General features: G+C 68.6%; 13 protein-coding genes and 1 pseudogene. 6 read left to right on the top strand and 8 right to left on the bottom strand.

What is annotated here, in order from left to right:
- Window positions 1–458: 458 nt before the first annotated feature.
- Window positions 459–1,088 carry a HutD/Ves family protein gene (locus tag GWK61_RS20790; protein ID WP_323747671.1) on the top strand — a complete coding sequence of 210 codons (630 nt, stop codon included), beginning with the start codon at window positions 459–461 and terminating at the stop codon, window positions 1,086–1,088.
- A gap of 9 nt (window positions 1,089–1,097) precedes the next feature.
- Here the strand turns inward: GWK61_RS20790 and GWK61_RS20795 are convergent, their stop codons facing one another.
- Window positions 1,098–2,102, bottom strand: coding sequence for a LacI family DNA-binding transcriptional regulator (locus GWK61_RS20795; RefSeq protein ID WP_194910495.1), 1,005 nt, complete (start codon window positions 2,100–2,102; stop codon window positions 1,098–1,100).
- Between the two features lie 165 nt (window positions 2,103–2,267).
- Between GWK61_RS20795 and GWK61_RS20800 the strand changes: the two genes are divergently transcribed.
- Together GWK61_RS20800 and GWK61_RS20805 are read left to right on the top strand one after the other, a co-directional pair.
- Complete coding sequence (locus GWK61_RS20800) at window positions 2,268–3,194, top strand: amidohydrolase family protein (protein WP_194910497.1); 927 nt, start codon at window positions 2,268–2,270, stop codon at window positions 3,192–3,194.
- A 29-nt stretch (window positions 3,195–3,223) separates the two neighbouring features.
- Window positions 3,224–3,748 (top strand): cysteine dioxygenase, encoded by a 525-nt coding sequence (locus tag GWK61_RS20805; RefSeq protein WP_194910499.1) that lies wholly within the window; start codon window positions 3,224–3,226, stop codon window positions 3,746–3,748.
- Between the two features lie 161 nt (window positions 3,749–3,909).
- Here the strand turns inward: GWK61_RS20805 and GWK61_RS60840 are convergent, their stop codons facing one another.
- From GWK61_RS60840 to GWK61_RS60845, 7 genes and pseudogenes are all read right to left on the bottom strand, one after another.
- On the bottom strand, window positions 3,910–4,098 hold the full coding sequence (locus tag GWK61_RS60840) for an amidohydrolase family protein (protein WP_369125598.1): 189 nt from the start codon (window positions 4,096–4,098) through the stop codon (window positions 3,910–3,912).
- Between the two features lie 75 nt (window positions 4,099–4,173).
- Entirely contained in the window at window positions 4,174–5,130 is a 957-nt protein-coding gene (locus GWK61_RS56640; RefSeq protein ID WP_228562666.1) for a glycine betaine ABC transporter substrate-binding protein, read from the bottom strand.
- A gap of 47 nt (window positions 5,131–5,177) precedes the next feature.
- Window positions 5,178–5,942 (bottom strand): ABC transporter permease, encoded by a 765-nt coding sequence (locus GWK61_RS20820; RefSeq protein WP_194910501.1) that lies wholly within the window; start codon window positions 5,940–5,942, stop codon window positions 5,178–5,180.
- The gene (locus tag GWK61_RS20825; RefSeq protein WP_194910557.1) at window positions 5,939–6,583 is read right to left on the bottom strand and encodes an ABC transporter permease; all 645 of its coding nucleotides are present in this window, start codon (window positions 6,581–6,583) and stop codon (window positions 5,939–5,941) included. The genes GWK61_RS20820 and GWK61_RS20825 overlap by 4 nt, the downstream gene beginning before the upstream one ends.
- Before the next feature lie 62 nt (window positions 6,584–6,645).
- A complete protein-coding gene (locus GWK61_RS20830; RefSeq protein WP_194910504.1) occupies window positions 6,646–7,752 on the bottom strand; it encodes an ABC transporter ATP-binding protein in 1,107 nt (368 codons plus the stop codon).
- A gap of 16 nt (window positions 7,753–7,768) precedes the next feature.
- Complete coding sequence (locus GWK61_RS20835; protein ID WP_228562668.1) at window positions 7,769–8,254, bottom strand: IclR family transcriptional regulator; 486 nt, start codon at window positions 8,252–8,254, stop codon at window positions 7,769–7,771.
- Between the two features lie 18 nt (window positions 8,255–8,272).
- A pseudogene (locus GWK61_RS60845) lies at window positions 8,273–8,482 on the bottom strand (helix-turn-helix domain-containing protein); the annotation flags it as partial.
- Window positions 8,483–8,611: 129 nt separating this feature from the next.
- Here GWK61_RS60845 and GWK61_RS20840 point away from each other — a divergent pair.
- The 3 genes from GWK61_RS20840 (at window position 8,612) to GWK61_RS20850 (ending at window position 11,359) form a co-directional block, all read left to right on the top strand.
- The gene (locus GWK61_RS20840) at window positions 8,612–10,051 is read left to right on the top strand and encodes an aromatic amino acid ammonia-lyase (RefSeq protein WP_194910507.1); all 1,440 of its coding nucleotides are present in this window, start codon (window positions 8,612–8,614) and stop codon (window positions 10,049–10,051) included.
- Window positions 10,052–10,484: 433 nt separating this feature from the next.
- Window positions 10,485–10,634 (top strand): hypothetical protein, encoded by a 150-nt coding sequence (locus tag GWK61_RS20845; RefSeq protein ID WP_194910509.1) that lies wholly within the window; start codon window positions 10,485–10,487, stop codon window positions 10,632–10,634.
- 428 nt (window positions 10,635–11,062) lie between these two features.
- Window positions 11,063–11,359 (top strand): hypothetical protein, encoded by a 297-nt coding sequence (locus GWK61_RS20850; RefSeq protein ID WP_194910511.1) that lies wholly within the window; start codon window positions 11,063–11,065, stop codon window positions 11,357–11,359.
- Window positions 11,360–11,519 lie beyond the last annotated feature (160 nt).

Here is an 11,519-nt window from a genome sequence, read left to right on the forward strand (position 1 = left end):
TGGCCGCTACCCGCCGCGAACGCGCCCGCATCCGCAGCGAGAAAGGCATCCGCTGGGGCGGACGCCCACTCACCACCGCAGCATGACAACACCCCTACCGGCAAACATGACCGGTCACCGCACTAGCGGCCTCGTCAGCATCTCGCGGAGGTCCAGGCGCCTGTCCTGCCACGCGGATGGCCTCCGAATACTCGAACGTCAGTACTGCCCGCTCCACGACTCAACAGGCAACTCCGTTCAAGCCTCTCTTGATCCGCGGGTTCGGGGTTCAAGTCCCTGGCTGCGGACCGGTGGTCCAGGTTTGGTCCAGGGCCGGTACAAGATCAGTACGACGGCTGGGAGTCATCTCTCTGATCTGCATGCGCGCCCCAGCGGATGGCGATCCGCCGGTCGAATGACTCCGGCTCAGCGCGTCGAGATCCCGACGTCGAGCTTCGTGGGCGTCGATGTGATCATTGGTGACGGCGGTCCTTCGACGACGAGAACGGCGGGGCGTTATGACGATGGAATTCCTGTCCGCGGGGGCGCGAAGCCCCATGCCGTGGAAGAACGGCGGCGGGACGACCTACGAGGTGGCCGCTCGCCGCGAGGACGAGGGCGGCGGGCTCGCTGACTTCGACTGGCGGATCAGCTTGGCGGACGTGGCCGCCCACGGCCCGTTCTCGTCGTTCGCGGGGTACGACCGGATCATCACCTTGGTACGTGGTCCCGGCATGGTGCTGACGGTCGACGGGGTCGGGCACCGGATCGATGTGCCGTTTCAGCCCTTCGCGTTCGCCGGCGGCAGCGCCACTGACTGCCGGGTGCTCGGCGGGCCATTGCTCGACTTCAACGTCATGGTGCGGAGCGGACGCGTCCGAGCCTGTGTCGACATCGTTCATCTGGACGGCCCGGTGGCGGTCCCGGTGGCGGTCGCCGAGTCCGAGACCGTCGTCGTGATGGACTTTCAGGGACGTGCCATGGTGCGGGGAACGTCGCGTGTCGAACTCCGCCCGCTCGATGCCGTGCAGCTGCGCGCGGAATCGGAAGTGAGCGCTTCTTCCGACGCGACGGCGGTGCTCGCGGTGGTCCGGCTGACGGATCGATGACGCGTGGCGTCAGCGCGGCGGGCGTCCCGTCGAGCCACCCCCGCGCAGGGACGGCCGTTGCGTGATCCGCCGGTGGAAGTGCTCGTCCTCGACTCCGGCGAGGATCAGATCGGTGACGGCGCTGATGATCCGGTCCAGGTCCCAGTCGACCGTGGTCAACGGAGGCGTCAGCAACGCCGACACCGGGTGGTTGTCATATCCGACCACTGACACGTCACGCGGAATCCGCAGGCCGAGCCCGGCAGCCGCCGCGTAGACGCCGTAGGCGATGGAGTCGGACAGGCACAGCACCGCCGTCGGGCGGTCCGGTGACTCCAGGATTCTGTGAGCCGCTTCCGTGGCGCTGGGCAGGGCGTGGGAGGTCGGCACGACTGTCAGCGCCAATCCCAGGCGCGCCGCCTCCGAGGCTGTGCGCCGGTCGGACGGCCGGTCCGGCGTGGACTCCGGCGTCGAGGTCAGGACCGCCACCCGCCGGTGGCCCAGCGTGTGCAGGTGTTCCAGGGCGAGCCGCACGCCGGAGCGGTTGTCGAACAGCACGCCGCAGGTGCCACCGCCGGCCAGCGCGTCCCCGACGGTGACGACCGGGAGCGTCTCGGCCAGTTGGGCCCAGAGTCCGGCGGCCGGGTCCAGCGGACAGACCACGAGTCCGTCCACCCGCTGGTCGCGCAGCTTGCGGGCGAGAGCAGCCTCACGGTCCGGATCGCCGGCCGCGTCCATGATCAGCGCGTGGTGCTCACGGGCCAGCAGGGCCCGGCCCATCCCGGCCGCGAAAGCCTGCTGCCACAGATCTTCCAGCGAGCCGCACAAAACCCCGACGAGGCCCGTCTTCCCGCTGGAAAGAGCGCGGGCGATCGGGTCGGCCTCGTAACCGAGTTCCTCGGCGGCCCGGCGCACGCGCTCCTGGGTCTTCTTCGAGGTCTGGAGGCCGCGCAGCGCGTAGGAGACCGTCGAGATGGACAGATCGGTCGCCTCGGCGACGTCCCGGATCGTCGCACGCTTGCGGGTTCCCGACATATCGGCAGCCTAGCGGAGTGTCCCGACGCGAGGACGACGCAGACCCGCGGAGGGTGGACACTCTTGACACGACCTTGCCGAACCGGTTCACTGAAACGGTTCGGCGAACCGTTTCAGTGAACCGGTTCGGTGCTGGTGGGGCCCGGGACGGTGCGGAGGGGAAGCATGCTGATCGACGTGCACCAGCACCTCTGGAGCGCAGCCTTCTCCGACGCGCTGCGCCGGCGCCGTACGGCACCGTTCCTGGACGGCTGGACCTTGCACCTCGACGGGGAGCCGCCGTACGCCGTGGACCCGGCCGCGCACGATGTCCAGGCCCGGGCCGCCGCCGAACGGTCTGCGGGAGTCGGTCTCGCGCTGGTCTCGCTCTCCGCACCGCTCGGGATCGAGTACCTGCCGCCGGACGAGGCGGTTGCGTTGCTGGACGCGTACCACGTCGGGGCGCTGGAGTCGCCGGACCCGTTCGGCGTCTGGGCGGCGGCGTCCGTGGTCGAGCCCGACCCGGTCGACCTCGGCGCGCGCCTGGACGCCGGGTGCGTCGGATTGCAGCTCCCCGCGACAGCGCTGCTGGGTCCGGAGGGATACCAGGTGTGTGGATCGTTGCTGTCGCTCCTCGAAGACCGCGGCAAACCCCTGTTCCTGCATCCCGGCCCGGCCGGCGCGGCGGCCGGGCGGCCCGGGTGGTGGCCCGCGGTGGTGTCCTACGTCAACGAGATGCACGCGGCCTGGTTCGCCTTCCGGGCCTTCGGACGGCCCGCGCATCCGCGGCTGCGGGTGTGCTTCGCCATGCTTGCCGGACTCGGTCCGCTGCATGGCGAACGAGCCCGGGCACGAGGCGGCCCGACCGGCGTGATCGATCCCGACGTGTTCGTCGAGACCTCGTCGTACGGGCTGCGGGCGACGGACGCCGTGCTGCGGGTCCTGGGTGTCGACGCGATCGTCCTGGGATCCGACCGGCCCTATGCCCAGCCGATCACCGCAGAGCTGTCCGACTTCTTCGGCCCGGCTGCGGCCAAGGCCTTCACCAGCGAGAACCCGGGCCGGTTGCTGGGCAGCGGCCATCACTCCACGCAGCGCGCAACAGCGCACTGACGCAGAGACGCAGAGAAGGGACTACGCCTGTGAACATCACCGGCGGTGCGGCTTCAGCGGCCATCGAGGAACTGCCGGCCAGGACCTTGGCGAAGCAGGAGCTCCGTGGCCTGGTCGACCGGCTGGCCGAGAAGACCGAGCTTTGGCGCTACCGTGTGGAGTTCTCCTCCGAGCAGCGGCACTACGCCTCGCTGTACCGCGACGAGTACGTCGACGTGTGGCTGCTGTGCTGGGCCACCGGGAACGACACCGGGTGGCACGATCACGACGTGTCGTCCGGAGCGGTCCGCGTGGTGCAGGGCGCGCTGGAGGAGCACAATCTGCGGGTCGGCGGCACCCACATCACCAGCACCGTGGGCGACGGCACGTCGTTCTGCTTCGGCCCCGACCACATCCACCGACTGACCCCGGCGACCGACGGCAGCGTCTCGATCCATGCCTACTCACCACCGCTGTGGCGGATGGGTCAGTATTCGTTCACCGAGGACGGCGCCATGCGGCGCTACTCGGTGAGCTACGCAGAGGAACTGCGCCCGATCGAGCCCGTGGGCTGAGGCGGGTGAGACTTCCGGGGCGTCAACCGTTCGCCGAATCGGCTGCGAGTAGTCGACGCTCCCGGGAAACGCCCCATCGGCGCCTGTCAGCACGTCGCCGCCAGTCGGCGATCACGGTGTCCACATCTGAGGCGACGGCCGCAAGCAGGATCTGAGCCGGTTCAGCGCCGGTTCAGCGCCGGTTCAGCGCCGGCTGTGCGAACCGAGTCGTGGCGCACCACGACCAGATCGGCTCGTGCGCCGACCTCGATCCGTCCGGCGTCCTCCCAGCCAAGGCTGCGGTAGCCGTTCCGGGTCAGCGCCCCGGTGAGTTGTGGCAGCCTGAACCTCCCGCGTCGCCAGCGGTGCACACTGCTCGGGCCGGGCGGCTTTCGACGGTCTTCAAGACCGTCGAAAGCCGTCCAATCGCCGTACTAGTGGTCGGATTACTGCGTCTTGGCGAGGTCGGCGATCGACTTCAGGCCGTACTTGTCGGCCGTCGCCTTGGTGACCACGATCGCGTCGCTGTCCTGTGCCTTGGACTGGTCCAGGACGGTCAGTCCGGCCGGCAGTGCCTTCTGCAGCGCGGCGTACACGTCGTCCGGCGAGGTCGCGGTGGCCTTCGGGTCGAAGTACTGCAGGATGGAGCCGCTGTACTCGGGGATCAGGTCTATCGAGCCGTCCTTGAGTCCGGGGATGTACACCTCGCGGGCACCGATACTGGGCTTGGTCGACACCTTCGCACCCTGATCCTTGAGCGCCTCGGCGTAGATGTCCGCGAGCGCCACGCTCTCCGGGAAGTTGGCCGAGCCGACCGTGACCGCCACCCCGGCGGCGTCGGTGCCGCCCGCGTCCAGGCCCTGGTCCTTCAGCCACTGCTTGGCGACAGTGTCAGGGTCCTGCTTGTCGTTCTGCACCTTGGTCAGAATCGCGCTCAGGCTCGCGGTGTCGAGCTTGGCGGAGACGGCGTTCAGGACCTTCGCGGACCCGGGGGTGGCCTTCGCCTTGTTGATCAGGGGAAGTACGTTCTGGGCGGCGAAGTCGCTCTTCGGGTCCGCGAGGATCACGAAGTTGTTCGCGGCGATCGAAGGGTCGGTGGTGAACAGGTCGGCCGCGTCGACTTGGCCGTTCTTCAGCGCGGTCACCGTGACCGGGCCGCCGGTGTCGAGCACCTTGTAGCCGCCGAACGCGACGCCGTAGTTGTGCTGCAGGCCGGGAACGCCGTCCACGCGGGTCTCGAACTCCGGGGGGCCGCCGAGGATCAGCTTGCTGGCGATCGTCGCCTTCGAGCCGCTGCCGCCGGTGGATCCCGCGTCGGCCTTGCCGCTGTCTTTGCCGCAGGCGGTGAGGACCATAGCCAGCGCGGCCGAGGCCGCGCCGACGAGGATGAACTTGCGAATCATGATTCTCCTGGTCGGTGTTGAGAGGACCGTGCTGATACCTCGACGCTTCAGACCGGTGACACCTTCCTCTGATGGACCTGAGCGACGTCGGTGTCCGGCGAGACGACGGACTTCTTCGAGAACCGGCCGGAGACCCCGCGGGAAACCGCGTAGCGCTGGGCCGTCGCCAGCAATTGGTCTGCCAGCAGGGCGAGCAGGGCCACGAGCACGCCGCCGCCGATCATCTCCGGGAAGTCCTGCTGCTGCAGGCCGTCGTAGATGAACGCGCCCAGGCCGCCGAGGGTCACGTAGGAGGCGACCGTCGCAGTCGAGATCACCTGCAGCGTGGCGCTGCGCAACCCGGAGAAGATCAGCGGCAGCGCGCACGGCAGTTCGACTTTGCGCAGCACCTGGGGTCCGGTCATGCCCATCCCCGCGGCCGCGTCTCGCGCCGCCGGGTTGACGTTCTGCACACCCGCGTACGTGTTGGCCAATATCGGCGGGACGGCCAGCAGGACCAGAACGATCTCGGTCGGGATCAGGAAGCCGGTGTCGGTGCGGCCGTGGAAGTGCGGTGAGATGATCACCGTGAGCAGCACCAGCACGCCGACCGTCGGCAGCGCCCGCAACGCGTTGGCAGCGGTGACCAGGAACTTCAGACGCCCGCTGTGCCCGATGAACAGACCCAGGGGCAGTGCCACCGCCGAAGCGATGCCCAAAGCGATCAGGGTGAAGGTGATGTGGGCCAGGAGTTGGGTCGCGATCCCCTTGTCCACGAGGGTGTCGCGCCAGTGCGCCGGGTCGTTCAGCCAGGTGAGGACGTCGCCGATCATCGTCCCACCACCGCCCTGCGCCAAGAGGTGAGCGATCGGGTACCGAACACGATGAGCAGGTCGAAGGTCAGTGCCAGCAGCACGCACAGCACGATGCCCAGGACGATCGGCGGATAGTAGGGGCCCGTGGTCGACAGCTGCTTGCCCTGATCGAACAGCCGGCCGAGGTTCTCCTGGCCGATGGTTCCGGCGACGGCGACCATGCTGACGTTGGAGACCGTGGCGACCCGCAGCCCCGCCGCGATCACCGGCAGGGCGATCGGCAGCTCCACCCGGAACAGCCGGCCCAGGCGCTTGTAGCCGACGGCCGTCGCGGCCTGCGCCACGTCGTCGGGCACTGCTGCCAGTCCGTCCGCGACCACCCGCACCAGCAGCGCGACCGAGTAGACCGTCAGCGCGATCGGTACCTGCAGCGGGTCCAGGGACTTCAGCCCGAGCAGCGGCGGAACCATGACGAACAGCGCGATGGAAGGGATCGTGTAGAGCAGCCCGGAGATCGACAGCATCGGAGGATAGAGCCATCTGTAGCGGCGGGACAGCCAGCCCAGCGGCAGCGCGATGACCAACCCGGCGATGACCGGGATCACCGACAGATAGGCGTGGTCCCACAGCCAGCGAAGGTCTTCGGAGCGGTGGTCCATGAAGTAACCCCAGAAGTGCAGCGGGGAACTCGACGAACTCGAATCAGCGAGGTTCACGGGGCTCATTTCCGCGGCTCCGGCCGGCCCGACTCGATCAGCGCGAGCACCTCAGCGGCGGTGATCGAGCCGACCAGCCGGCCGTCCTCGTCCACCACCACTCCGCGCCCCGTCGGCGAAGACAGCGTCGCGTCCAGCGCCGCGCGCAGCGATCCGCCCTGCCGGGCCAGGGTTCCGCCCCGGTGCAGCATCTCGTCGGTGACGACCGATCCGCCGGCGCCGGAGGCAGTCGTCTGCAGCCAGCCCTGCGGCTCGTCCTTGTCGTTGACGGCGAGCAGCCAGCCTTCGGCGTCGTCGGTCCCGGCGGGCACCGGCGAGCCGACTGTCACTGTCGGCTCTTCGCGGGTGGACAGCCGGCCGGCGGTGGTGAAGCCGAGCGCGCGGTAGCCGCGGTCCCGTCCTACGAAGCCCGCCACGAACGCGTCGACCGGGCGGTCCAGCAGTTCGGCCGGTGTGGCCAGCTGCGCCAGACGGCCGCCCACCCGAAGCACCGCGACCTGGTCCCCGAGCTTGATCGCCTCATCGATGTCGTGGGTGACGAAGATGATGGTCTTGCCCAGTTCTCCTTGCAGGCGAAGGAACTCGTCCTGGAGTTGGTCGCGTACCACCGGGTCGACGGCGCTGAAGGGCTCGTCCATCAGCATCACCGGCGGGTCGGCGGCCAGCGCCCGGGCGACGCCGACCCGCTGCTGCTGGCCGCCGGACAGCTGAGCGGGGTAGCGCTTGGCGAAGTGGGACGGCAGCCCCACCCGCTCGAGAAGCTCGCTCGCACGGGCGCGCGCCTTCTTCTTGTTCCAGCCGAGCAGATACGGCACCGTCGCGATGTTGTCGATGATGGTGCGGTGCGGGAACAGACCCGCGTGCTGGATGACGTAGCCGATCTGGCGGCGCAGTTCAGGGGCCGGGATCTTGCCGGTCTCCCGGTCGTCCAGCCAGATCCGGCCCGCCGTGGGCTCGATCATCCGGTTGACCATCCGCAGCGTCGTGGTCTTGCCGCAGCCGGACGGGCCGACGAACACGGTGATCTGGCCGGACCGGGCTTCGAGGTCGAGCGAGTCGACGGCCACGGTCCCGTCCGGGTAGGTCTTCGTTATCGATTCGAACCGGATCACCCGGCCCTCACCTCCATCACGTGCTTTTCGAGTGGGGCGTACTGAACTGACTGGACAGGGCGCGGGCCTCGTCGCTCACGATCCGGCCGAAGGCTTCCGCTCGTTCTTCGTTGATGCGGTATGTGGGACCGACGACGCTCAGAGCGCCGGCGATTCCGCCGGCCCAGGTGATCGGGGCGGCCACCGCCGACACGTCCGGTTCGACGATCGAGCGGACGACCATGTATCCGCACTCTGGGACGTCGCCCAGCAGCACGGCACCGGCCGCGGTGCCCTGCAGCGGGATGGTGCGCCCGACCCAACTGGTGTGCCGTACGGCATGCGTGCCTTCCACCATGCCGATGTACAGCGCGCGGTCACCGACGCCGCGGATGCTCAGGTAACTGGTTTCACCACTGGCGTCCACGATCCGGCGCAAGGCGGGTTCAGCCGTCCTGACGAGTTCCTGCCGGCCCAGCGCCATCGCTCCGAGCTGGATGATGCGCGACCCGGCGTGGAACATGCCGTCCTCGTCCCGGCGAACGAACCCTTGGCTCTCCAGCGTCCGGAGCAGCCGCAGCGCTGTGCTCGGTGCCAGGCCGACGCTGCGGGCGGAGTCCGAGAGGCTGATCGAGCCCTCATCACAGACCAGAGCCAGCAGACCCAGGGCACGCTCCACCGTGCGTGTCGCAGGATTCGCCGATACGGCCGACGGGGTCGTCGCTGACAATTTGCGTAACCTTCCTGTCATTTTCGACTAGCAATTGCTGATAGCTGAAAGGGGCTTGCCAGTGGGTGAAAGGGTGGCACACTCATTGCAGTCGCGGAAGACCCCCGATGAAACTGCCGAGAACAATCGTCGTAGCGGCGGGAGACGTCCTTGATCGAACTCGATGGGATCCGGTTGAGCTGCGCGCAGATCGCTCGCGCAGCCCACCGGGAGGAGCCGGTGGAACTCGCCGAAGCGGGCCGCAAGCGTGCTGCGGACTCCTACCGGGTCGCGGCGGAGATATCCGCGCAGCGACCGGTGTACGGCCGCTCCACGGGAGTCGGTGCGAACCGCGGCGTGCCAGTGGACGATCCCGGCGTCCATGCCGTCTCCCTGCTGCGCAGCCATGCCACCGCCGCCGGTCCGGTGCGATCCGCGGAACGGATCAGGGCGATGCTCGTCATCCGCCTCAACCAGCTGGCGGCCGGCGGCAGCGGCGCCGACCCGTCCGTCCTCGACGGGCTCGCCGCGATGATCCAGGCCGACGCGTTGCCCGCAGTCCGCGAACATGGCGGCATCGGTACCGGCGATCTGTCGGCATTGGCCACCACCGCGCTGGCTTTGATGGGAGAAGGGCCGACTTCGACACCGCTGCCCTCGATCACCGGGTTCAGCGCACACGACGCACTGCCGTTCCTCAGCAGCAACGCCGCAACACTTGCCGACGCCGCACTGGCATTCGTTGATCTCGAAGAAACAATCCGGGCCGCGGTGGTGGTCGCGGCGCTGACCTTCGCCGCCGTCGACGGCAATCGCGAGGCCTTCTCAGCGGCGGCCGACCGGGCCACCCCGTTCGCCGGCGCTCGACAGGTGAACACCTGGCTGCGCGCGCTGACCGCGACCGACCTGCCGCCGGCTCGGATCCAGGACCCGCTCGGCTTACGGGTGCTGCCACAGTCCCAGGGCGCGGCGCTGGACTCGCTGCGCGAACTGTCGGCCACCATCGTCCGGATGGTCAACGCGCCCTCGGAGAACCCGGTGCTGCTCTCCGACGAGCCGGTGGACGCGGCGCTCGCCCACCACGGCGGCTTCCACGCCAGCTACCTGCAGATGGCGCTGGACTCCGCCGTCCTGGGCGTGGCGCAGACCGGCCAACTGGTCCTGGGACGGCTCGCGGCCTTGATCGAACCCTCCTTCACCGGGCTGGCCCCGTTCCTCGGCGACGGCTTCGCCGGCGCCTCCGGCGTGATGATCCTGGAGTACGTCGCCGCCTCGGCGCTCGCTGAAGTCCGGGCCGCCGCCACACCCGCCGGGCTGCAGAGCGTCACCCTGTCACGAGGCGTCGAAGAGGACGCCAGCTTCGCCTCGCTGGCCGCCCGGCAAGCGCTGACGGCGACCGGGAACTACCGAACGCTGGTGGCGTGTGAGCTCTTGGCCGCGGTCCGCGCACTACGCATGCAGGCCCGGACGGTGCCCAGCGGACTACGACCGGTGCTGGAGCTGTGCGAGGACCTGCCGCGATCCACCGTGGACCGCGATCTGACACCGGATGTCGATGTGGCCGTCGCGCTGCTGCCCGCGCTCGCGACGATCCTCGGAGAAGCGGGGTGACCACCATGCTCCTCACCGACATCGGCTGCCGGAGACGAGCTGCCGGCGACTGCAGGATGCCGCGCTGGGCGAGATCTCCTCCGCGGCGACGGTCATCGACGGCGATCGGATCGCGCGGGTCGGTCCTCGAACACATCTCCGGGGCCCGCGCCGCTGAACGGGTCGCGCAGACTGCGGGTCCAGTCCGTACCGGATCGTGGCCGCGAGCGGCCTGGCGGATCGGGACGTCGGCCTCAATTCTCCACCTGACCCTGACCTGGTCGAAGGGGTGAGATCGGAGGCGGGACCACCGTCACCTGACGCCCGCGACGCGCACCGCGAGCCCCCTACCGTCCGTCAGGCATGTGAGCACTCCGGAATTCTCTGCCCGACAACGCATCGTTCAGCGATACCCGGCCCCTGAGCCGTCAGAGCTTCTGGGCAGGGACGAGGAATGCCAGGCGATGATGAGCTCATCGTGCGTGTTCGCGAGGGCTTGAGCAGAGTGCTGGTGATCTCCGGCGAGGCCGGCATCGGCAAGACCCGGCTCCTGAACTATCCGGCAGGGCAGCTTCAGTTCCTAAAATCATCATCGAAGCGCTAGGGACCGAAAGCTGGTATCGAACACTGCCGCTACTTAGCCGCACCGAACCAGATGCACTGCAGGCCGTGGCCGAGGTTCTTGGCCACCATCGTCAGGCCACCGATGGCTCGAGCCGCCGACGGCTTGTGTGATCACGGCAGGTTCCCGATCGGTGCGTTTCGACGCGGTGCTTCGGCCAAGGCGGCTCCTGCAGGTGCGGGGCCGGTCCCATCAGATTCTTCGACGGAGACCGGGTGGCGTGGGATTCCCGCGCATACAGGGCTGTTCTCGGACCCGGCTGATCTTCAATGACCACCTCGGGAGCTTCCCGCGCCGGTGCACCGCGCCAAGCCGGCGGCGCGAGCTGGGCTGTTCCCCTGCCTCCGGATCCATGGTGCGTTCGGCCCGGTACTCCCCGCGCATGCGGGGACGTCTCCTAGGAGGGGGCTGTGTCCGTCGGATCCAGGCTCCCCGTGCGTACCGGGATTCCAAAGATCCTCGGCCAGGTGGCCTCGGAAAGCCGGCGCTCCCTGCATATATTGGGCTGTTCCGCTGATCCATACGAGATCGGGCTGCCGCTCGTCTATGTGCCCCCCGCGTACGGAGTGGTTCCCGACATCCGTCACGACTCGTTGTGCGACCTGGTCTTCCCGGCTGCCGGGGACTCTTCCCGACCGCGCGCTGCCAAGCCTGCCAGCCTGGCCGTCGGCTATGCGCTCAGCTCGGGCCAAGCGGAACTGAAATGAACAATGCGTGTCGCCTCAGGGAGCGAACTATCGGAAATTCCCATGACCACTCGAATGCAGTCCACTGGGGAGAATCCGCCATCTCGCAAGTAGCCCAAGATGGCGTCCATTTCGACCCCCTGCTCGTACGCCGACGCCGCCCACTCCGTACCGGATTTTC

Source organism: Catenulispora rubra, assembly GCF_015356825.1.
GTDB classification, from domain to species: domain Bacteria; phylum Actinomycetota; class Actinomycetes; order Streptomycetales; family Catenulisporaceae; genus Catenulispora; species Catenulispora rubra.

Excerpts from the sequence above, each read along its gene's own strand:
- GWK61_RS20795 (WP_194910495.1), bottom strand. The coding sequence starts at position 2,102 with ATGTCGGGAACCCGCAAGCGTGCGACGATCCGGGACGTCGCCGAGGCG.
- GWK61_RS20800 (WP_194910497.1), top strand. The coding sequence starts at position 2,268 with ATGCTGATCGACGTGCACCAGCACCTCTGGAGCGCAGCCTTCTCCGAC.
- GWK61_RS56640 (WP_228562666.1), bottom strand. The coding sequence starts at position 5,130 with ATGATTCGCAAGTTCATCCTCGTCGGCGCGGCCTCGGCCGCGCTGGCT.
- GWK61_RS20820 (WP_194910501.1), bottom strand. The coding sequence starts at position 5,942 with ATGATCGGCGACGTCCTCACCTGGCTGAACGACCCGGCGCACTGGCGC.
- GWK61_RS20825 (WP_194910557.1), bottom strand. The coding sequence starts at position 6,583 with ATGGACCACCGCTCCGAAGACCTTCGCTGGCTGTGGGACCACGCCTAT.
- GWK61_RS20835 (WP_228562668.1), bottom strand. The coding sequence starts at position 8,254 with ATGTTCCACGCCGGGTCGCGCATCATCCAGCTCGGAGCGATGGCGCTG.
- GWK61_RS20845 (WP_194910509.1), top strand. The coding sequence starts at position 10,485 with ATGCCAGGCGATGATGAGCTCATCGTGCGTGTTCGCGAGGGCTTGAGC.